Origin of the sequence: Sphingobacterium sp. 40-24 (genome assembly GCF_001899705.1) — a bacterium.
GTDB classification, from domain to species: Bacteria; Bacteroidota; Bacteroidia; order Sphingobacteriales; family Sphingobacteriaceae; genus Sphingobacterium; species Sphingobacterium multivorum.
Genome location: NZ_MKWH01000026.1, coordinates 43,603 through 64,632, shown reverse-complemented (window position 1 = coordinate 64,632; position 21,030 = coordinate 43,603). Strand labels below are relative to the sequence as shown.

The following is a 21,030-nucleotide window of genomic DNA, read 5'->3' as shown; positions in this document are numbered from 1 at the left end:
TCCAGGGGGTAAATATATCCATTTACTTCAGGAACTTTAGTACATTTGCTTCGTCCAAAAGCGCATTTTGGAATGCTAATTGAGTAATAAAATAGTCAGTTGGGCTAAACATTAAAATAGCGAATTAAAACTAAACAATCGTATTTTCTATGGAAGTTAGAAAACTCATTCTTTCAATAATGATTGTGATTAATTTAATCATTGTATCATTTGGATTTATATTTACATCAAGCTGGTTTTGGCTGCTTATTATCCCATTTCCGTTGCTATTGATCGCGTTATATCATAGTTTCCAGACCAAACATGCCATTCTGCGCAACTATCCTTTAGTTGGATATTTTCGTTATATCTTCGAATCTATTCGTCCCGAGTTGAGACAATATTTTTGGGAATCGGATATGGATGGACGTCCTTTCAACAGAAGACAACGTTCGATCGTATACCAACGTGCAAAAAATCAACGGGAAACTGTTGCATTTGGTATGCAGACAGATCCACAGGCTGTCGGGAACGAATGGGCTGCGCACTCTGTTTTCCCTTGCCATATCGAAAACCACGATCTGCGTACCACGGTAGGAAATGCAGCCTGTAAGAAACCTTATAGCTTAAGTGTGTTCAACATCTCGGCTATGAGTTATGGTGCGTTGAGTAAAACAGCGATAACGGCACTAAATAAAGGTGCTGCCCTTCAAAACTTTGCACACAATACCGGCGAAGGGGGGATCAGCGATTACCACAACAATGGAGGTGATTTAATCTGGCAGGTCGGTACAGGTTATTTTGGCTGCCGCAATAAGGAGGGAAAATTTGATCCCGAACTTTTCAGAGAAAAATCCAACCGTGAAAACGTGAAGATGGTCGAATTGAAGCTTTCGCAAGGCGCTAAACCTGGTCATGGCGGTATACTTCCGGCGGCAAAAAACACCCCTGAAGTCGCTGCTATCCGTCACGTCATTCCTGGAACAGACGTGATGTCGCCACCAGCACATAGTGCTTTCTCTTCACCGACTGAAATGATGCACTTCATACAACAGCTGCGCGAGCTATCCGGTGGAAAGCCTATTGGCTTCAAAATTTGTATCGGCGATAAACATGAGTTTATCGACATCTGTCATGCCATGCAAAACACGCAAATCTTCCCGGATTTTATCTCCGTAGATGGATCAGAAGGTGGTACGGGAGCTGCTCCACTTGAGTTTACAGATAACTTGGGGATGCCACTATACGATGCATTGGCATTTGTAACGAAAACCTTGATTGCTTTTGGTTTAAAAAAACACATTAAAGTTATTGTATCAAGCCGTATCGTAACAGGTTTCGATATCTTGAAAGTCATTGCCTTAGGCGCAGATGCATGTTATAGTGCTCGCGGTATGATGTTCGCTTTAGGTTGTATTCAGGCACTTAAATGTAATGAAGACGTCTGTCCGGTTGGGGTTGCCACACAACAGCCGCATTTATACAAAGGACTCGACGTAAATGATAAATATGTACGCGTCGCCCAGTTCCACCGCAACACATTACGTGCGACAGTTGAAATTATGGAAGCTTGTGGTTTCAAAACACTTTCGGATGTATCGGCAGATAAATTCTATCGTAAGGTGGATGCAATCCGGACGCTCAGTTTTCAGGAAATCTATTTCGGTACTGAAGGTAAATTAGTCAATAGCCACACCGATTTCGAAAGCAAACTTTTCGAAGATTAATTGCTAGCAATTCATAAAAAGAAGGTCCCCCATGTATTCATAGGGGACCTTTTTTTTATACCTTGATAGTTCCCTTACAGGATAAAACCCGCTAATTATCTTTATTTCAAATTAAACAATACGCGGTGCAGAATCGTATTTGATAAAGTAATTTGATCGTCGGCCAATCCCCCTAAGGCCTGTTCAATTGTATTTTTTGCCTGCTTCATTCCTTCATCCTTCATCTTCCGCCCGATTTTTGTTAAATAGATCAGATTGGACCGTCTGTCGTTTTTATCATTAACACGAATAACCAGATTTACCCGTTCCAGGTTATTAATTAATCGAGTGACACTTGGTTTATCTCGAAATGTGCGCACAGCAAGCTCCTGCTGGGTAAGCCCCTCTTCTACCCACAGGTTATACATGATACTCCATTGTTCAGAAGTAATGTTTAACCCGGCCTCCTTGAGATTACGCTGTAATCTCCGCATAACTGCAATTGAGTATTTCCCTGTTAAGAAATTATAAAAATACTCTTGTGATACTAAATCTTGGTCTAACATATGAATAATGGTTATGGTTGTTTACGCAACTTATTTTAATAATAAAACGTCGTCTTTCAATCAATTTGAGAAAAAGCTAAACGTATTTTGGCTAATAGTTAGCCTAAATTACGCTTTAATATAGCTGTCTCAAACAAAATTTTATCAACATGTCATAAGTAGATGTTGATAAATCATAACAATTTGATTTATACTAGACTGAATTTAATAAATAAAAAGGATACAAACAAAACCTTCATAACTTTGCAAACACCAACAGCAATTAAATCAAACTGAAGGTTCTTTCTGACTAATAAGATCAGGCACTCTCAGAAAAAATAAATGCTTGCAATTGTACCTAATTTAGAGGATGTTATCCGATTGTAAAAGAATCGGAATCTTTTAAGAAAGGAAATTTCTCACGTGCTTCCAACAGGTCGTTCGGATTTAAGGTAAAGGTATACAAGTCCTCATCTTCCGGTTTATAATACACCACGTCACCAAGAGGGGATATACACATAGAGCCACCAGAATAGTAAATATCATTACCGTCGTGCCCAACACGGTTTACCCCAACAACATAAGCTTGGTTTTCTATTGCACGTGCCGGAATAAGAGCTCTCCAATGTGCTGAGCGCTTGTCTGGCCAGCTGGCGGTATACACTAAAATATCATATGCTCCGTTTTGATTTTTAGACCAGACTGGGAATCTCAGGTCATAACAGATCATCGGGCAGATTTTCCATCCTTTGATATCGACCAGGATACGTTCATTTCCTGGCTCAAAGTACTCGCTTTCTTTGGATAATCCGAAAAGATGACGTTTATCATATTTTACATATTTACCGTCTGGAAACATCCATACAAAGCGATTATAGTATTTCCCACCTTCTTCGATAATCAAAGAACCGGCAACAACACAGTTAAGTGAGCTTGCCATTTCAAATAGCCATCTTGTCGTAGGTCCATTTGCAGGTTCTGCACATTTCTCGACATTATTCGTGAAGCCTGTATTAAACATTTCGGGGAGAATAATAACATCCGTTTTCTCACGCAATGAGGAAAGTCTCAAGGCTAGATTATTTAGATTCTTCTCAATATTTTCCCAGAATAAATATGCTTGAAATACGGTGATTTTTAAAGGCTCCATGAACGTAATCTAAAAATTTATTTAATTATTTTCTTACAAAAAGACATTTAATGGCAAGATACGAATTTTAATAGAATTTATACTTATTGCTGTCTTACCAAAAGGTTATTTGCTAACACTAATAACGCTTCTTTGCGATCATTTGGTACATTCAATGCTTCCATTTTTTCAAATGCCCGTTGCGTATAGCTATCTTTCAACTCGTCGGCCGCAGTTTTAACCGCATACTTGTCGTATAAGGCAAGCATATCCGCTACTTTTGATGGAGCAGTCTCTATAGTGGCATTTAATAGGGCTTGTAAAACCGTCTTATCATCCTCCGAAATTACCGCCATCAACTTCACCAATAAAAAAGTTTTTTTATTGATCATGATATCACCACCAACAATCTTTCCAAAGGTATCTGGATCTCCATATGCATCCAAGATATCGTCCTGTAATTGAAATGCTAAGCCTACGTTCTCTCCAAAATCGTAGATCAGCTGCTGTTGCTGTTCATCTGCTCCCGACAGAATAGCCCCCAACTGTAATGCTCCACCCAATAACACCGAAGTTTTAAGACGGATCATCTCAAGATACTCAGGCATTGTCAGCGAATCCCGGCTCTCATAATCCATATCTAATTGCTGGCCTTCACATACCTCCATAGCCACTTTACTCAAAATTTTCAAAGTTGCAGGCAAGTAAATAGGATTACATTTTGAAATTTCCTCATACGCTTTGACCAACAAGCCGTCTCCAGACAATATGGCAATATTAGCATCCCACTTTTCGTGAACTGTCGTTTTACCTCTTCTTAAAGGAGCCTTATCCATCAGATCATCGTGGATCAGTGAAAAGTTATGAAAAAACTCCACTGCTTTGGCAGCAGGGATAATTTCCTCCATCTCTTGCATGCCGAATAATTCGGCGGCCATCAATGTCAGCACAGGTCGAACCCTCTTTCCGCCCAAAGTCAATATATACCGTATCGGATCATATAAATTTGATGGTGTTTCAGGAAATTGACTTGTCTCTATCGCCTCTATCACGAGTTGTTGTAAATGTTGCATATATCTTTACGATCGAATCTTGCGAATATAGCAATAATCATATAGAAATGGCAATTTTGTCCCTTTAAAGGAAGTCACCTCAAAATTGTACATTTGTATAAGTCTTTTATTATGCGCATACTGATTATCCATACATTTTATCAAGATCCTGGTGGTGAAGACACTGTATTTCAGCAGGAATCTTCCCTCCTCGCGCAAGGACATGAGGTCCAAACGCTAACCTTTCAAAATAAAAAGGGGTTGCAGGGTGCACTACAGACAATAGGATCTTTTTGGAATATTTGCGCTGCTCAACGTGTCAAAAAAATAATTCGGGCGTTTAAACCAGACATCGTTCACGTTCACAACACGCATTATGCAGCCGGCCCGATTATCGTGCGTACCATTGCCAAACTCGGCGTCCCCCAGGTCATGACCCTGCACAATTTTCGTTTACTATGCCCTTCGGCGACACTGTACCATCACAACCGTCTCTTTCTGGACTCACTCCAAGAGGAGTTTCCGTGGACAGCCGTCCGACAAAAAGCATTTAACAACTCGATAGTAAAAACATTTCTTCTCGCACTGAATTACTGGTTTCACCGCAAAATTGGAACCTGGGCAAAAGTAAATCGCTACATCAATTTAAGCTCCTTTGCAAAGAACATATTCGTTGAATCGACATTGCACCTTCCGCCTACTAAATTCGCGATCAAACCGAATTTTGTCTTTCCTACGACAATAGCACCAGAGGGTCCGCAGGCTCACTTTGTATATGTCGGTCGTCTTTCAGATGAAAAGGGGATATTACAGCTGATCGATGCTTTCATCGGCACAGATTTTCAACTAGCAATTATCGGCGGCGGTCCGCTCGAAAATGAGGTTTTGAGAAGCATTAAACACCAGGCGAATATTTCCTACCTCGGTTTTAAAAAAAGATCAGAAATACTTCCCTTGATAGCCAAAGCACAGGCTTTACTTGTACCATCGATTTGTTTTGAAGGGATGCCGATTACGATTCTTGAGGCTTATTCAGTCGGAACAGCTGTGCTTTGCTCCAATTTAGGCCCGCTCCCCGAACTGATTATCCCCGGCAAAACAGGGCAAACGTTCGATCCCCACAACAAAAACGATATTATCCAATGTTTGAGGGAGTGGAGCACAAAAACAACAAATGAAAAAGATGAGATAAGAAAGACTTGTATTGCTTACTATTTTAGTAATTTTACGCCTGAAATAAATGAAGCTAAATTATTAGCGATCTATCAGGACGCTATTCACGATAAAAAACGGAATAAATGAGTATCATTGTATTAGATAAACTGGGTCTGGCGCCACAAATCCAAGCTGTACTGGAAACAATTTATGATCCTGAACTGAAACCCGCAAATATTGTGGATTTGGGGCTTGTATATGAAATCATTACGAAGGAAGAGGGTATTGCAAAGATTGTAATGACGCTGACTGCTCCTGGCTGTCCCGTGGCAGGCGAAATCATGAATGAAGTTCAAGAAAAAGTTGCTGCTGTAGCAGGTGTCAAAGAAGCATTGGTCGAATTGACATTTGATCCACCATGGACAAAAGACATGATGTCGGAAGAAGCAAAACTGGAGCTGGGTTTTTTGTAAAATTCACCGACTAATCAAACAAAACAGGGCTATCCAAGAATATTGGAAAGCCCTGTTTTGTTTGTATATGCTATATGCCTCTCCTAAAACATCGTTTGAGCTGTACCCTATCCGCAGGTCTATCTGCCCTGATTGTTTTCCAAATCACTCAACTTTTTCAAAGGCTTGGCGCTATTGGCATCCGCACCGAAAAGTAATTTCCAAAGCTTACGTGACTCTTTGGTCAATAGTGGGGATACAATGGAAAGAATGAGCACATATACGACCACAAAGGATTGAATAACGGGTAATAAAGCCCCTGCTTTACCAATATTTGCCATGATAATGGAAAACTCCCCCCGCGCAGACAAGGTAAAGCCAATATCAAAGGACGTTTTAGGTTTCATACCCGAAAATTTAGCTGCAAAATAGCCCGAAGCAAGATTCCCCATCACCGTCACCAGCGCTGCAATCGAAGCCCAAAAGACAGCTCCTCCAAGGGACATAATGTCAATAGACAATCCGAAACTAAAGAAAAACATGGCCCCAAAAAAGTCCTTATAGGGCAGCACCATCGATTCAATCTTTTTGATGTATTGCGAATCCGCCAACACTAAGCCGGCCATCAATGCCCCGATAGCCTCCGCAACATGGATGGTTTCGGAGAAACCTGCCACAATAAAAAGTAAGGCAAAGATGATCAATATAAATAATTCAGAAGTTTTCTCCTTCAATAAGCGATCGATCGCAGGCACCAGTTTTCTGCCCAAAATCAAAAAGGCCAATATAAATCCCAAGGCCAGTAAGGAAGTTCCAGCTACCGTCCAAAACGAACTGCTTCCTGTCAGTATCAGGCCCGAAAGGAAAGAAATATGCATCGCTATAAACAGGTCATCGAACATAATCATTCCCATGATCACCTCCGTCTCCGGGTTGGCTGTACGTTTGAGATCTGTCAGCACCTTTGCAACAATCGCCGTGGATGAACTCGTCATGATACCACATAACACCATCATCTCCTTAAATGGCATATCCATTAGCCATCCGATCAACAAACCTGAAGTAAAGTTCAATAAGACGTAAATTGTCCCACCGGTGACAATTGCTTTACCGGACTTAATCAGCCGATTGACCGAAAACTCAAGACCAAGGTAGAACAACAGGAACAACACGCCCAACCGTCCCATGAAATCGATAAAAGGTTTACTCTCTGTAAATGTTAAATCCACCAGACCAACCTGCGGAGCGTGCTGTCCCAAAACCATTCCTATAATAATGAAAAATGGAATAACAGAAAACTTAAGCTTATTGGCGATGAGGCCAACAATGGCAACAAGTCCTACAGCGATTCCAATTTCCAGAATTAAGGTATGTGATAGCATAAATTACAGTAAAATTTCCTTTAAAAGTTTAATATTATTCTTCTTTCCAGCAATGACAAGTGTGGTACCTGGGCTAATCAAATAAGACGGTCCTGGATTGATAACCGTATCATCATCTCGTATCCCAGCAATAATCGATGCACCTGTACGTTGACGAACTTCCAGCTCTCCAATTGTCTTACCAGCACCCTCATTTTTGCCTTCCACTTTGTACCATTCAATGCGTAAATCGTCCAAAGCGACTTCAATTGTCTCCAATGCTTTAGGCTTATAGGACAAGCCACCGATAATACCCGCAATCTGCCGAGATTCATCGTCATTGAGTGTCATGACGCAACGTGACTCATGCTCCTCGTCATCATAGCGATAAAGTTCCCGTCTGCCATCGTCATGGATAACAACAACCATATTGTCTCCCGCATCGGTTTCAATTTGAAATTTTTTTCCAATTCCAATCAGATCGGACTCTCTTACAATAGACATAATTTTCTATTTAAATAAATACTAATAATATAAGCTTCATAACGTGGTATACCACAATTACAAAAGCAAGCTGAAGGTTCTTTCTCGCAAAAAAACAAAGACTTTGAGGAAAAACAGCATCAGCCCTTAGCTACTAAAACACAAATTTACCCAAAAAATCAATCTTAAACGAATCCGCAGGTAGCTAACGGGATGGGCTACAAAGAGCAAATTACCCCAAAATACTAAAAAAAGAGCAGAAAAACGACTCTTTTAACCAATTTCATCCCTTTTTTCGACGTATGGCTTCGTGATGACATAACTGAACAACACTAAAAGCGCTCGAGGTACACATGCTATTAACGATCCGAGTTCCTAACAGAACAAATCAGCTTTTATTAGCTCCAATTTTCATTACAAATACCCATTTCTATAACGTTTTCGTAGTTCATGCAATCGTTTGTTCCAAGAAGCAATAGAATTGCCAAAGGTTTATTTCTTTATAATTGCCGCATTAAACACTTACTGAATCTAAATTACACACCTATGGTCAAAAAGAGTCATCTCATCCTTCTGACACCATTATCAATCTTGTCATTAGCGGCACCTATTTACGGGGTAGCGAACCCACGTAATTTAGTTGCAATAACCAGTCTTTCACCCTTTCAGCAGGTCGTCTCCGGAAAGGTCATTGATGAAACCGGGAAACCAATAAGCGGGGTTACCGTTTCTGAAAAAGGTAAAGCGGCAGCAACGACAACCAATCAAGACGGAATCTTCTCACTGAACGTCAGTTCAAAAAGTGCCATCCTAACATTTAACTCGATCGGATTTACCGCGAAAGAAGTCTCCGCGGCACAAGCAGCACAAATAACCTTGACAAAATCCGAGGATGTTTTGGATGAAGTTGTGGTCGTAGGTTATGGTAAACAGAAAAAGAGCGATTTGACAGGAAGTATCGCTACAGTGGAAGCAAAATCCCTGGAACGAATAAATTCACCGAATGTTGTCGATAAACTTCAGGGTAAGATTTCTGGTTTAGCGATCAATTCCGGTTCGGCCAAACCTGGCGAAACAGCTTCTATCAATATCCGCGGTGAGAACTCGATCTCGGCGTCCAATGCACCCCTAATTATCCTGGATGGAATTCCTTTTAGTGGTTCCCTGGGCGATATCTCTTCCAATACAATTGCCAGTATCTCGGTACTGAAAGATGCCTCATCCACTGCAATCTATGGTTCAAGAGCTGCAAATGGCGTTATCCTCATCACCTCAAAAAAGGGTGCGGCAGGAAAAGCACGCATCAATTATAACGGTTATTTTGGGGTACAAAGTGTAGAACGTCGTCTTAAATTGATGAACGGCCCACAATACATCCAATTTATGCGTGATTACCAGGCTTCGAAAGGAAAAACCGGCGATCAGCTTAACCCAGAGAATTATCTTTTTGCCAACGTATTGGAACAATACAAAAAAGGGGAAGAAGTCAATTGGCAGGATGAAGTATTCAATAGCGGCGCTCCTGTTCAGGAACATCAACTCAGTTTTTCGGGCGGAACGGATAAATCCGATTATTATGCATCTGTGAGCTACCTAAATCAAGATGGCGTTGTAAAAAATACGCCATACGAAAGATACAATGTCAACCTGAACCTCAATCAAAGTTTAAGCTCTTGGTTAAAGCTAGGAATGACCATGCAGGCTTCTCAAGGGAACCGCGACGGCGTACAGCCCAACCTCGAGAGTGTTGTAAAACTTTCCCCTTACAGTAAAAACCGCGATGCCGATGGTACTGCTATAACGTACCCGATGTATGCACAAACACTATGGGCACATCCTTTTGCAGACGAAAAAGGCCAATGGGATCAGACCAGAAGAACAGTCTATGCGAATACTTGGCTTGATGTGAAACTCCCTATTGAAGGATTAAGTTTCAAAACCACATTCGGAACCAACTACCGAAATATTAATGAAAACTCCTATTACGGTTCCAATACAGTTACAGGACGTGGCGTGAATGGTACCGGATCAATTTACAATGAGCATTTCTGGGACTGGACCTGGGAAAATCTCTTGACCTATGACCGTACCTTTGGTGACCACAAGATTAATGTCGTGGGTCTCTATTCCTCGCAGAAAACAAATTTGAAAACTTCAAGAATGAATGGAGACGATTTTGTATCAGATGCCGGATATAACAACATGGCCTCTGCCTCTAAAAATCTTAAGATCGAATCTAATCTGCAAAATACAGCGATGATTTCCTACATGGGAAGAATCAACTATGCTTTTAAGGATCGTTACCTATTAACTTTAACCGGTCGTTCGGACGGTTATAGTGCATTCTCGATCAACAACCGATATGCATTTTTCCCATCCGTTGCAGGAGCCTGGGTGGTTTCTAAAGAAGGAAATGTGCAGGATTATTTCGATTTATTAAAACTTCGTGTTTCTTATGGTAAAAATGGAAACCAGGCCGTATCGCCATATCAAACTTACGACCGTCTGACTAACGTCGATTATATCTATGGTCTTGACCCCGTCAAAGGACTTGTGATGAATTTCAATGGCCGTGGAAGTAATCTAACGTGGGAAACAACAGCTTCATTAAACCTTGGTTTGGATTTTGGTATTCTCAAAAATAGACTTTCAGGAACGATCGACTACTACTCCTCTAAGACATCGGATCTCTTATTAAGTGAACAGGTTCCTGTCATGAACGGTTACAACACCATTTTGACCAATATCGGTGAAACCTCAAACAAAGGGATCGAAGTTACCTTGAATGCCATACCGGTCAAAAATGACAATTTCCAATGGAACGTCAATACGACCTTTGCCTATAACAACAATAAAATCACCAAACTGCGCGCGGATGGAAAAGATGATTTGACCAATGCCTGGTTAATCGGAAAGCCTATCCGTATTTTCTACGATTATAAAGTCATTGGTGTATGGCAAGAGGGCGACGACATCGCAAACTCCTATCAGCCTAAAGCGAAACCTGGCGATGCCAAGTTAGCAGATCTCAACAATGACGGTAAAATCGACGCCAATGACCGTACCATGATGGGGAACAAGATATCACCTTATACACTCGGTATTGGCAATGATTTCACGTACAAGAATTTCTCCCTGTCGTTCTTTATGAATGGAGCATTTGGTGGAACGAAAATAGATGATTTCAAAAACATCGAACGTTTCTTACCTAACAACGGCGCCAATTATCTTGCTGACATGCCTTACTGGACACCGGAGCGTACAAACACAGACATCCCATCCCCTGGATACACCCCAGTAAACAACCATACGTATTATATCAATTCATCCTATTGGCGAATTAGAGACTTTAGCTTGGGCTATACCTTTGACGGCGATTTTCTAAAAAGATTGAATCTCTCTTCCATTAAAGCATTTATCAACGCCCGTAACCTCTATACATTCTCCAAAATCAAAGGTTACAACGTAGAGGCATTGAGCGTGAGTTCGACCACAGGTAATCCAACAACGACAAATATTGCCAGTCCTTATCCTGTTGCAAGAACATTCTCATTGGGAGTAAATGTCCAATTCTAAACACATCAAAATCATGAAGAAAAGAAATACAACTTTATATACAATGCTAGCTGGCCTAAGCCTACTTTTCACAGGCTGCAGCAAGAACTTCTTAAATGAAGACACCAGTAGCTTTCAGTCACCTGATAATACCTATATTAACACGAAAGGCTTCGAAACTGGACTAAATGGTTTATACTCTTATGCCCGCATGGAATTCCTGACCTGGAACGGTAGTATCTTTTCCCAAGGAGCAACCCCGCAGGAAGCGCTACAAGTCGGAACGGATATCGTTGCCATCAAAACTACAGGTACAGACGCTACATTGGCTCCATTCAGCAATTATACGCTAAATCCGGCTTCGTCTTATGTACGCAATTATTGGAAATATGCCTACGGATTTATCGGTAATACCAATACCATCCTCGAGGCTTTAAAAAAGGATGGCATCAGCTGGACGGACAAGGATAACGATCCAAAACGTGTAGAAGCAACGGCCCGTTTCTTCCGCGCCTATAGCTATCGCTACTTAGTCAACTTATACGGCGATGTGCCTTGGGTGGACAAGGTCTCCGAAACACCCCGTCGTGATTTCACCCGTACACCGAAAGCTGAAATCTTGACGCACATGATTGAAGACCTGAAGTATGCAAGTGAAAACCTACCCGACAATCCAGGCACAATTCAGGAAGGTAAATTGACGAAATGGGCTGCTTTACATTACCTGGCAGAAGCATATATCGAAGCTGGACAGCCAGATTTAGCTGTAGAGGCTGCCAACAAAGTGGTTCAAAGTGGCTACTTTAAATTGAACGATCAACGTTTTGGTGCCGAAAAAGATAAACCCGGGGATTATTTCCACGATATGTTTATTGAAAACAATCAAAATCGCGGTTCCGGCAATCAAGAAACCATCTGGGCCATCCAATTGGAATACAATACACAAGGAGGTGGCGACCGCTACACCGATTGGAGCAAACGCGCGTGGGTTCCTTTCTATTCACAACAAAAAGGATTTGCCTTGGCCGACTCACTTGGAGGAAGAGGTCTTGGGCAAGTACGCCCTTACCAATGGTGGCTGGATAGTTATGAAAAACAGGATGTCAGAAATTCTTCTTTCAATATCAAACGCGATTGGTATTATAACGATCCTTCCGTACCTGAACTTTATGGTAAGAAGATCGTACTTACTGACGCGATCAAAGAATCAGGCAACGTGTTCCCGACAACAACCAAATTTTTCTACGGAAAGACAGCTGTTGACCCTGCATTTGAAGGAAATATGAAGGACCGTGTGAAAGTACGTTTGGCCGAAACTTACCTGCTATTGGCTGAAGCATACTGGCGTGCCAATAAACCAGCACAAGCTAAGGATGCCATCAATGCTGTCCGTGCCCGTGCGAAAGCGTCATTAATCGATGCCGCAGCGATCAATGCGGATCTGATTCTCGACGAACGTGCCCGCGAGCTTATTGGTGAGGAAATGCGTCGCATGACCCTTGCCCGTTTCGGTGAGGATGTCTTTTTACGCCGCGTGCAAACGTTAAACACACAATCGAAAAATGTGGTGAAAAAAGAATTTATTCTTTGGCCTATTCCACAAGAAGTTATCGACAGTAACACTGGTGCAGCCTTCCCACAAAATCCGGGATACTAAACCTTCCAAAAACCTTCATGAGCCCAAAGGCCATGGAGGTTTTTTCTTTTACGACTTTGCTTCAATCAGTTTATAGGTGCCATCTTCCCGGATCTGACTACGACCAATGGTGATATTTTTTGAATGGTAAAACAAAAAAATCCAGCCCGCTGGTGCACCTTCTGCCCAGTACTCCTGACGCAACGCTTTGGAGCGCCGACCATCAAAATCATATTTGGCAACATAGTTATGGAAAATTTCTTCAGGCTCAGGTAATACATCTCCGCCAAAGAAATAGTGCTGGTCGCCCGTTTGAATATGAAATGCCTGATGATGTGCTGTATGTCCACCATTGAGCGCATAGCTGATTTCTGTATTTATTCTACCTTCACCTTCCACCAGAACCAAATTTCCACTGCGCTGAATCACATCAAAAATCTCGGTTCTATATGAACTGGAGATGCCTGAATAAGCATCTTCCCATTCGCCACGTTGAACAATATATTCGGCTTCAGGAAATGCGATGCGTCCGGTTCCGTTTTCAAATGTGACCATCCCCCCAGCATGATCCTTATGAAGATGAGACATCAGTACATATTTTACATCTTCTGGTCTGAAACCCAACTTACGGATATTATGATGCAGTTGTAGCACGCCACTGTCATCGGTATAGCCAAGACCGGTATCACAGAGTACAAGTCCCGCATCAGTTTCGATCAAAAAGGGGTGAACTTGAATAAATAGGGAGCCTGGCCGGTCCTGGGGCTTGTCTATTAACGGATCAAAGGGTATAAATTTTCTGCTTTTGTCGACTGAAAAAGAACCTTCATATAAAGAATAAGCCTGCACCATATTTAAAACATTGGGAATATGCACGTTAAGCAACAGCGGATCAATACCGGGTTTAGGAATTAGGTAAGTCCAGCCTTAAAACGTATATTTACACTTAAAATATTGTGCAAAGATATGCAAAAAAGGTGGGTACTAAAATCTAAAACTGATGTCAAAATAACCAACAAACTGCGCGAGGAATTAAACATCAACACTGTCTTGGCAGAGTTGCTCGTGAGTAGAGGAGTGGAGACTTTTGACGAATCAAAGCAGTTTTTTAGGCCTCAATTATCGGATTTGCACGATCCATTTTTGATGCGGGACATGGAAAAAGCCATCACCCGGATCATCCAAGCCATTGGCAACAAAGAAAAAATACTCATCTATGGAGACTATGACGTAGACGGTACAACAGCTGTTGCCGTTGTTTATAGTTTTTTCAGGGAATTTCATAGCCAGCTGGAGTTTTATATTCCAGACCGCTATGCCGAAGGTTATGGAATCTCCACACAGGGTATTGACTATGCCGCAGCAAATGGTTTCAGCTTAATTATTGCATTGGACTGCGGTATCAAGGCAATCGATAAAATAGATTACGCAAATAGCAAAGGAATTGATTTTATCATTGGCGATCACCACCTTCCCGGTGAGGAACTTCCCAAAGCCTACGCCGTGTTAGATCCCAAGCGTGCAGACTGTGAATACCCCTACAAAGAACTTTCAGGTTGTGGAATAGGCTTTAAGATTATTCAGGCTTTTATACTCACCAATGGCATGGATATCAATGCCTGTTATCAGTTTTTGGATCTTGTGGCCGTGAGTATTGCTTCGGACATTGTTCCTATTACCGGCGAAAATAGAATACTAAGCCACTTTGGTCTCATTAAACTCAATACGAATCCCTGCGTCGGACTAAAGGCACTGATTGATTTATCCAATAATCGAACGAAGATCTTTACAGTGAATGACATCGTGTTCCAGATCGGGCCCCGCATCAATGCAGCGGGCAGAATAGACCATGCTAAGGACGCCGTCAAACTTTTGATCTCCAAATCGCTGCAAGAAGCCAAAGACTTCAGCTCTAGCATAGACGATCAAAACAATGTACGGAAAGACTTTGATCTCAAAATAACAGAAGAAGCGCTTGCACTGATTGAGGATAATGTTCTTCTTAAAAGCCGCAAATCCACGGTATTGTATAAAGCCGACTGGCACAAAGGTGTCATTGGTATTGTCGCTTCCCGACTGACCGAAAAATATTACCGTCCGACGATTATATTGACCGAAACAAATGGTCATATTGCAGGTTCCTGCCGTTCGGTACTGGGTTTTGACTTGTATGAAGCCTTAAGCGAATGCGCTGACTTGTTGGAGCAATTTGGTGGTCATAAATATGCTGCCGGACTAACGATGTCCTTAGATAATGTCACGCTATTCCAGGATCGTTTTGAGGAAGTGGTATCGCGACGTATCAGTCCTGAAATGCTGACCCAAGAAATTTTGATCGATGCAAAGTTGGCATTGAAAGATATCGATGCTAAGTTCTTCCGTATTCTCCAGCAGTTTGAACCTTTCGGGCCCCAAAATGAATCCCCTATTTTCCTCAGTAAAAAGGTAAATGCAGTAGGACAAGCTTTTATTGTGGGCACCAATCACCTCAAGATGACGGTTATTCAAGAAGACTCTCCTTCATTTGACTGTATCGGTTTTGGACTGGCAGAACATATCACACACATCAATTCTGGGCAAAGTTTCGACATCTGCTACAGCATTGAAGAGAATGTGTGGCGCAACAAAAGAAACTTACAGCTCAACATCAAAGGGATTAAGTATTAGTATTGCATTAGTAAGAAGATATTAAATATATTTACACAAGATTTGGTCGGGCATCCCCCCATACTGGATTAGATACCAGGCATGAAAGAATGGTGAGGGTTTTAATTAGTCCTATTGAACAGATACATACAACACAAGACATTCCACGAAGATGATTTTAAAGGCAGAACATCTCATAAAAAAATATAAGCAGCGTACCGTTGTCAACAATGTTTCCTTCCATGTGGAACAAGGCGAGATTGTCGGGTTATTGGGCCCTAATGGGGCAGGAAAAACGACCTCATTCTATATGATTGTTGGTCTTATCAAGCCCAATGAAGGGAAAGTATTTCTCGACGATCAGGAGATTACGCAGGATGCGATGTATCAACGCGCACAACGTGGGATAGGTTATCTCGCTCAGGAAGCATCGGTTTTTCGGAAGCTCTCCGTAGAAAACAACATCCTGGCAGTATTAGAAATCCATTATCCGAATAAAGAAGAACGTTTGGCAAAATTGGAAGAACTACTCACAGAATTCAGCTTACACCGTGTCCGTAAAAACAGAGGTGATTTGTTGTCCGGTGGTGAGCGTCGACGTACCGAAATTGCGCGAGCATTAGCTGCTAATCCATCCTTTATTCTTCTGGATGAACCTTTTGCAGGGGTTGACCCGATCGCCGTAGAAGAAATTCAGACGATCGTAGCCAAGCTCAAAACCCGTAACATCGGCATCTTAATTACCGACCACAACGTACAGGAAACGCTATCTATTACTGACAGGGCCTATCTCCTGACCGAAGGAAAGATTATGCTGACGGGTACACCTGAAGAAATTGCAGATAATGAGCTTGCCCGTAAATTTTATCTCGGTCGACATTTTGAATTAAGAAGGAAAAAATTTTAAAGATTAAAGAATCCCTCCCCATATGGCCTTATTAAACTCCATTTTTACTTGGTTCATGAAAAAAAGAATTCACCAGATTGAACTTTTCATGAAATACCCACACGATGTACAAGAAGAATGGTTTCAGAGTTTAATTGCCACTGCTGAAGCGACGGAATGGGGAAAAAAATACGATTATACAAGTATATTAACCCCAGAGATCTTCAAAGAACGCGTCCCGATACAGGACTATGATGATATCAAGGGCTACGTTGATCGCATGATAAAAGGAGAACAGAATATCCTGTGGCCTTCTGATATCAAATGGTTTGCCAAGTCCTCAGGTACCACATCTGATCGCAGCAAATTTATTCCCGTTAGTGAAGAAGCACTCGAAGAATGTCACTTCCAGGGCGGTAAAGATATGCTGACAATATACTGCCATAATAGACCTGAAAATCGCGTATTTACGGGAAAATCAGTTGTTATTGGTGGTTCTTCACAGATCAACAATTTCAGTCCGGACTCCTACTACGGCGATCTTTCATCAATCCTCATCCGTAACCTTCCTTTCTGGGCCGAATTTAAGCGAACGCCCAATATGGAGGTTACTTTAAACCCAAACTTTGAAGAGAAAATTGAGCAGATTGCCCAAATTACACTCAAAGAAAATGTAACGAGCTTAGCTGGCGTACCGACATGGAATATTGTTATGGCCAAGCGTATTCTTGAGATTACAGGCAAAGACAACTTGCTTGAGGTATGGCCAAATCTAGAATTTTATGGACATGGCGGAGTGAGCTTCAAACCTTACCGCGAGCAATTCCAAAAATTGATCCCTTCGGACAACATGTATTATCTCGAGAATTATAATGCCTCAGAAGGATATTTTGGCTTACAGGATCAATCTGATTCGGAAGATCTTCTGCTCATGCTAGATTATGGTATTTATTACGAATTCTTACCTACTGAACGAATGCACGAAGAAAATCCGTCAACCTTACGTTTGGATCAGGTGGAGCTCGGAAAAAACTATGCATTGATCATTTCAACCAATGCGGGTTTGTGGCGTTATAAAATTGGAGATACCATCAGGTTTACGTCATTGTCTCCCTATCGCTTTCAGATCTCCGGACGAACCAAACAATATATTAACACCTTTGGCGAAGAGGTTATTGTTGACAACGCAGAACAAGCCTTGGCCGAAGCGAGCAAATTGACACAGGCACGAATCAGAGATTATACCGCTGGACCGGTCTATTTTAAAGATGCCGAGGCCGGAGCACACGAATGGGTGATCGAATTTGAGCAACAACCCAATGATTTTAAGCGTTTTTGTGAAATATTGGATGCTAAACTCCGTGAAATCAATTCGGATTATGACGCCAAACGTTTTAAGAATATGGCACTTCGACCACCTATTGTACACAATGCGCCCGAAGATACATTCTATAAATGGATGAAATCAAGAGGTAAGCTAGGTGGACAAAATAAGGTTCCAAGATTGAGTAACAGCCGCGAATATCTCGAGCCGCTCCTGAAAATACTCGCCGAATAATACGGCATATCAACTTAAAAATACGGCACAGCGACCGAATAATAGCACGGTCTCCGGCTGGAGATTAGCCAAAATTTTTGGAAACCTTATTTTGGCTAATCTCGTATTGCTGAATTTTGTTGTTTTAAAGAACTGCTGTGAGTTCGTCTAATTGATAAGCTCAAGAAAGCTTAGACTATAATGGAGGTTTGTTAAGGTTTAATTGCCGTTTTATATAAAAAAACAAAAAAACCAAGAATAAAATTCATAGAAATACCTTTCTTCTGAACTTCAACATCACCCTGTAACAAGGAGCGATTATCGCCTGCTGCTACTTCGTTACTTTTGTTTAGACTGTGCGTCAATTCCATACTAAGTTTATTTTTATGATAAGTGATTTTATAGCGTTACTGCGGACCAGAATGCCCATCTAAAGGACCGCATTCTTTACAGCCAAACTTTATGCCATAATATGAAAAGAGTGTATTAATTAATAAAAAATTAACACATTTAATTATTAATACAGGATAACTGAGAGATATGAAGTGAAATTCTTCCATTTCAAAAAAAAGTGTAGTAAAATAGGGAACAACTGTCCGAAATAAAAGGCATAGCCAGGCTGGTAAATTATACAGGTATATGTGCAACTTATATTTCATTTTTTTCCTAACTTAGCCTAAGTAATTAAATAATAAGATGAACGCGACAGAGAACTATTCAATTCGCGTAGAGCCAACTCAAAATTCAAGACTCTCGCAAGTAGATTTCGACAATCTAAAATTCGGAAAGATTTTATCCGACCACATGCTGGTCGCAAACTATGATGACGGTGAATGGAAAGATGTCAGCATCGTCCCTTATGGAGATATCAGTATTAGTCCTTCGATGTCCGCTTTACATTATGGTCAAGCGATCTTTGAAGGAATCAAAGCTTATAAATTTGCAGATGGAACAGTGAGTATCTTCCGTCCGGACAGAAACTGGGAAAGATTCAATAAATCTGCCGCACGTCTTCAAATGCCGGAGGTGCCTGAGGAGATTTTTATGGATGGTCTAAGCAAACTATTGGACATCGACCGTAACTGGATCCCGGCAAAAGAAGGTTCATCATTGTACATCCGTCCTTTTATGTTCGCAACAGAAGCGGCATTAGGTGTACACCCTTCTAAGTCATACAAATTTATCATTATCACTGGCCCTGTAGGCGCATATTATAGCAAAGCAATCAGCTTAAAAGTGGAGACCTACTATACACGTGCAGCAGAGGGTGGTGTTGGTTTTTCTAAAAATGCAGGTAACTACGCCTTATCGCTTTACCCAACACAATTGGCCAATGACGAAGGTTATGACCAAATTATGTGGACAGATGCTTCTGAACATAAATACATTGAAGAAGCAGGTACGGCAAACCTTATTTTCCGCATTGGCGATACGATTATCACACCACATGGTGATACAATCTTACACGGTGTGACACGCCGTACAATTATGGAATTGGCGGAGAAATGGGGTTATAAAGCCGAGCAGAGAAAGGTATCTATTCAAGAACTAATCGACGGTATTAAAGCCGGTACAGTAACGGAAGCTTTCGCAGCTGGTACTGCAGCCACAATTACGGATATCAGCCGTATCGGTTTTGAAGGACAAGATTATCACTTGCCACCAGTAGAGGGCCGCGAGTTTTCAAATCGTGTTTTGAATTACCTCAACGACTTGCGTTATGGTAAAGTAGAAGATCCATTCGGATGGAACTATTTAGTGAAGTAATTTCTAAGAAGAAATAAAAAAAGCCTTTGTTATGAATAACAAAGGCTTTTTTTATTTCTTCTATTTAAATTGCCGGTGTACGATAGGTATGCTTTGAAACACAGGCCATATGCTTGGTTTGGATCTGCGATGCTTCATTTGAATCTGCGCGGATAACCCCAAGTTCTCTCCTATCAGATCCTTAGGAATGTTCTCCCCTCAGCTCCTTTTGAATAAAATCAATGATAGCGGCAGTTTCTTGGGGTTGGAACCAGTGTGTATTACCGTATTTTTTAAACCATGTAATCTGTCGCTTGGCATAACGTCGCGAATTTTGTTTGATTTTTTCGGTCGCTTCCGCCAAAGACTGCTTGCCATCAAGATAATCAAACAACTCGGCATAGCCAACAGTGAGCAATGCAGGCTTCGTTCTGAAAGGAAGTAAAGCTTTCACTTCGTCCAGCAAGCCATTTTTTATCATCAGATCGACACGTAAATTGATCCGTTCATACAACTTTGCCCGATCCATATTCAAGCCAATGGTAAGAATATCAAAAGGTCTTTTTTCGACATCTTTCTTATGGTAAAATGACATCGGTTTACCAGTCGCCTCAAAAACTTCAAGCGCCCGTACGACACGTTGCGGATTATCGATGTCCGCCGTTTCAAAATATGCAGGGTCAATACTTTTCAATCGATCTTTTAAGGCCTCCAATCCTAATACTGCAAGTTCATGATTAAGTCGCTCGCGCACTTCATCTCCGGCCTTGGGTAGATCATCCAATCCTTCGCATAGGGCCCGTACAAACAAGCCTGATCCACCTACCATAATGACGACGTCATGCAATTGAAATAACTCTTCTAGTTTCAGTAAAGCCTCCCGTTCAAAATCTCCTGAAGAATAATCCTGCGTGATGGAGTGTGAATCAATGAAATAATGGGGAGCAGCAGCAAGTTCCACTGGATCTGGTTTAGCCGTACCAATAGACATTTCCCGATAGAACTGACGGGAATCAGCCGAAATGATCGCTGTTTTAAAATATTGTGCCAATGAAATAGCCATTGTAGTCTTACCAACAGCAGTTGGCCCCACAATGGCTATCAATGTTTTCTTATTTGCCATAATATAGCACTTCACAGGCCGAAAGAACCTGTAAAGTCT

General features: G+C 41.4%; 17 protein-coding genes. 9 read left to right on the top strand and 8 right to left on the bottom strand.

Annotated elements, in window-relative coordinates:
- The first annotated feature begins 149 nt into the window (after nt 1–149).
- Nucleotides 150–1,706, top strand: coding sequence for an FMN-binding glutamate synthase family protein (locus BGP15_RS10470; RefSeq protein ID WP_046672797.1), 1,557 nt, complete (start codon nt 150–152; stop codon nt 1,704–1,706).
- Between the two features lie 101 nt (nt 1,707–1,807).
- Here the strand turns inward: BGP15_RS10470 and BGP15_RS10465 are convergent, their stop codons facing one another.
- The 3 genes from BGP15_RS10465 to BGP15_RS10455 all read right to left on the bottom strand — a co-directional run bounded on the left by BGP15_RS10465 (nt 1,808) and on the right by BGP15_RS10455 (nt 4,432).
- On the bottom strand, nt 1,808–2,251 hold the full coding sequence (locus BGP15_RS10465; RefSeq protein ID WP_046672798.1) for a MarR family winged helix-turn-helix transcriptional regulator: 444 nt from the start codon (nt 2,249–2,251) through the stop codon (nt 1,808–1,810).
- A gap of 352 nt (nt 2,252–2,603) precedes the next feature.
- Nucleotides 2,604–3,380, bottom strand: coding sequence for an amidohydrolase (locus BGP15_RS10460; protein WP_046672799.1), 777 nt, complete (start codon nt 3,378–3,380; stop codon nt 2,604–2,606).
- 83 nt (nt 3,381–3,463) lie between these two features.
- On the bottom strand, nt 3,464–4,432 hold the full coding sequence (locus BGP15_RS10455) for a polyprenyl synthetase family protein (RefSeq protein WP_286769463.1): 969 nt from the start codon (nt 4,430–4,432) through the stop codon (nt 3,464–3,466).
- Between the two features lie 111 nt (nt 4,433–4,543).
- On the opposite strand from BGP15_RS10455, the gene BGP15_RS10450 reads away from it, so the two are divergent.
- Together BGP15_RS10450 and BGP15_RS10445 are read left to right on the top strand one after the other, a co-directional pair.
- Nucleotides 4,544–5,713 carry a glycosyltransferase family 4 protein gene (locus BGP15_RS10450; RefSeq protein WP_286769462.1) on the top strand — a complete coding sequence of 390 codons (1,170 nt, stop codon included), beginning with the start codon at nt 4,544–4,546 and terminating at the stop codon, nt 5,711–5,713.
- Nucleotides 5,710–6,039, top strand: coding sequence for a metal-sulfur cluster assembly factor (locus BGP15_RS10445; RefSeq protein WP_046672802.1), 330 nt, complete (start codon nt 5,710–5,712; stop codon nt 6,037–6,039). The genes BGP15_RS10450 and BGP15_RS10445 overlap by 4 nt, the downstream gene beginning before the upstream one ends.
- Before the next feature lie 119 nt (nt 6,040–6,158).
- On the opposite strand, the gene BGP15_RS10440 is transcribed toward BGP15_RS10445, so the two are convergent.
- Together BGP15_RS10440 and BGP15_RS10435 are read right to left on the bottom strand one after the other, a co-directional pair.
- Nucleotides 6,159–7,400 carry a cation:proton antiporter gene (locus BGP15_RS10440; RefSeq protein ID WP_046672803.1) on the bottom strand — a complete coding sequence of 414 codons (1,242 nt, stop codon included), beginning with the start codon at nt 7,398–7,400 and terminating at the stop codon, nt 6,159–6,161.
- 3 nt (nt 7,401–7,403) lie between these two features.
- Nucleotides 7,404–7,883: a cation:proton antiporter regulatory subunit gene (locus BGP15_RS10435; protein WP_046672804.1), complete on the bottom strand. Its 480-nt coding sequence runs from the start codon at nt 7,881–7,883 to the stop codon at nt 7,404–7,406.
- A 525-nt stretch (nt 7,884–8,408) separates the two neighbouring features.
- On the opposite strand from BGP15_RS10435, the gene BGP15_RS10430 reads away from it, so the two are divergent.
- Both BGP15_RS10430 and BGP15_RS10425 read left to right on the top strand, forming a co-directional pair.
- Nucleotides 8,409–11,438: a SusC/RagA family TonB-linked outer membrane protein gene (locus tag BGP15_RS10430; RefSeq protein ID WP_286769461.1), complete on the top strand. Its 3,030-nt coding sequence runs from the start codon at nt 8,409–8,411 to the stop codon at nt 11,436–11,438.
- A gap of 13 nt (nt 11,439–11,451) precedes the next feature.
- The gene (locus BGP15_RS10425; RefSeq protein ID WP_286769460.1) at nt 11,452–13,074 is read left to right on the top strand and encodes a RagB/SusD family nutrient uptake outer membrane protein; all 1,623 of its coding nucleotides are present in this window, start codon (nt 11,452–11,454) and stop codon (nt 13,072–13,074) included.
- A 48-nt stretch (nt 13,075–13,122) separates the two neighbouring features.
- On the opposite strand, the gene BGP15_RS10420 is transcribed toward BGP15_RS10425, so the two are convergent.
- Complete coding sequence (locus BGP15_RS10420) at nt 13,123–13,905, bottom strand: MBL fold metallo-hydrolase (protein WP_286769459.1); 783 nt, start codon at nt 13,903–13,905, stop codon at nt 13,123–13,125.
- Nucleotides 13,906–14,019: 114 nt separating this feature from the next.
- Here BGP15_RS10420 and recJ point away from each other — a divergent pair, with 114 nt between their 5' ends.
- The 3 genes from recJ (at nt 14,020) to BGP15_RS10405 (ending at nt 18,143) form a co-directional block, all read left to right on the top strand.
- Nucleotides 14,020–15,720: a single-stranded-DNA-specific exonuclease RecJ gene (gene recJ, locus BGP15_RS10415; RefSeq protein WP_046672806.1), complete on the top strand. Its 1,701-nt coding sequence runs from the start codon at nt 14,020–14,022 to the stop codon at nt 15,718–15,720.
- A gap of 151 nt (nt 15,721–15,871) precedes the next feature.
- On the top strand, nt 15,872–16,606 hold the full coding sequence (gene lptB / locus BGP15_RS10410; RefSeq protein WP_028072074.1) for an LPS export ABC transporter ATP-binding protein: 735 nt from the start codon (nt 15,872–15,874) through the stop codon (nt 16,604–16,606).
- Nucleotides 16,607–16,628: 22 nt separating this feature from the next.
- Nucleotides 16,629–18,143: a GH3 auxin-responsive promoter family protein gene (locus BGP15_RS10405; protein ID WP_286752640.1), complete on the top strand. Its 1,515-nt coding sequence runs from the start codon at nt 16,629–16,631 to the stop codon at nt 18,141–18,143.
- Between the two features lie 191 nt (nt 18,144–18,334).
- Here the strand turns inward: BGP15_RS10405 and BGP15_RS10400 are convergent, their stop codons facing one another.
- Nucleotides 18,335–18,493, bottom strand: a complete 159-nt coding sequence (locus BGP15_RS10400; RefSeq protein ID WP_156167568.1) for a hypothetical protein — start codon at nt 18,491–18,493, stop codon at nt 18,335–18,337.
- Between the two features lie 325 nt (nt 18,494–18,818).
- Here BGP15_RS10400 and BGP15_RS10395 point away from each other — a divergent pair, with 325 nt between their 5' ends.
- Nucleotides 18,819–19,889, top strand: a complete 1,071-nt coding sequence (locus BGP15_RS10395; RefSeq protein ID WP_046672808.1) for a branched-chain amino acid aminotransferase — start codon at nt 18,819–18,821, stop codon at nt 19,887–19,889.
- 181 nt (nt 19,890–20,070) lie between these two features.
- On the opposite strand, the gene miaA is transcribed toward BGP15_RS10395, so the two are convergent.
- Nucleotides 20,071–20,991 carry a tRNA (adenosine(37)-N6)-dimethylallyltransferase MiaA gene (gene miaA / locus BGP15_RS10390; RefSeq protein WP_286769458.1) on the bottom strand — a complete coding sequence of 307 codons (921 nt, stop codon included), beginning with the start codon at nt 20,989–20,991 and terminating at the stop codon, nt 20,071–20,073.
- Nucleotides 20,992–21,030: the final 39 nt, after the last annotated feature.

Bases quoted from the DNA above. Each gene is read 5' to 3' on its own strand.
- BGP15_RS10455 (WP_286769463.1), bottom strand. From the start codon at position 4,432: ATGCAACATTTACAACAACTCGTGATAGAGGCGATAGAGACAAGTCAA.
- BGP15_RS10420 (WP_286769459.1), bottom strand. From the start codon at position 13,905: ATGGTGCAGGCTTATTCTTTATATGAAGGTTCTTTTTCAGTCGACAAA.
- lptB (WP_028072074.1), top strand. From the start codon at position 15,872: ATGATTTTAAAGGCAGAACATCTCATAAAAAAATATAAGCAGCGTACC.
- BGP15_RS10405 (WP_286752640.1), top strand. From the start codon at position 16,629: ATGGCCTTATTAAACTCCATTTTTACTTGGTTCATGAAAAAAAGAATT.
- BGP15_RS10425 (WP_286769460.1), top strand. From the start codon at position 11,452: ATGAAGAAAAGAAATACAACTTTATATACAATGCTAGCTGGCCTAAGC.
- BGP15_RS10430 (WP_286769461.1), top strand. From the start codon at position 8,409: ATGGTCAAAAAGAGTCATCTCATCCTTCTGACACCATTATCAATCTTG.
- BGP15_RS10470 (WP_046672797.1), top strand. From the start codon at position 150: ATGGAAGTTAGAAAACTCATTCTTTCAATAATGATTGTGATTAATTTA.
- BGP15_RS10440 (WP_046672803.1), bottom strand. From the start codon at position 7,400: ATGCTATCACATACCTTAATTCTGGAAATTGGAATCGCTGTAGGACTT.
- miaA (WP_286769458.1), bottom strand. From the start codon at position 20,991: ATGGCAAATAAGAAAACATTGATAGCCATTGTGGGGCCAACTGCTGTT.
- BGP15_RS10435 (WP_046672804.1), bottom strand. From the start codon at position 7,883: ATGTCTATTGTAAGAGAGTCCGATCTGATTGGAATTGGAAAAAAATTT.
- BGP15_RS10445 (WP_046672802.1), top strand. From the start codon at position 5,710: ATGAGTATCATTGTATTAGATAAACTGGGTCTGGCGCCACAAATCCAA.
- BGP15_RS10395 (WP_046672808.1), top strand. From the start codon at position 18,819: ATGAACGCGACAGAGAACTATTCAATTCGCGTAGAGCCAACTCAAAAT.
- recJ (WP_046672806.1), top strand. From the start codon at position 14,020: ATGCAAAAAAGGTGGGTACTAAAATCTAAAACTGATGTCAAAATAACC.
- BGP15_RS10450 (WP_286769462.1), top strand. From the start codon at position 4,544: ATGCGCATACTGATTATCCATACATTTTATCAAGATCCTGGTGGTGAA.
- BGP15_RS10460 (WP_046672799.1), bottom strand. From the start codon at position 3,380: ATGGAGCCTTTAAAAATCACCGTATTTCAAGCATATTTATTCTGGGAA.
- BGP15_RS10465 (WP_046672798.1), bottom strand. From the start codon at position 2,251: ATGTTAGACCAAGATTTAGTATCACAAGAGTATTTTTATAATTTCTTA.
- BGP15_RS10400 (WP_156167568.1), bottom strand. From the start codon at position 18,493: ATGGAATTGACGCACAGTCTAAACAAAAGTAACGAAGTAGCAGCAGGC.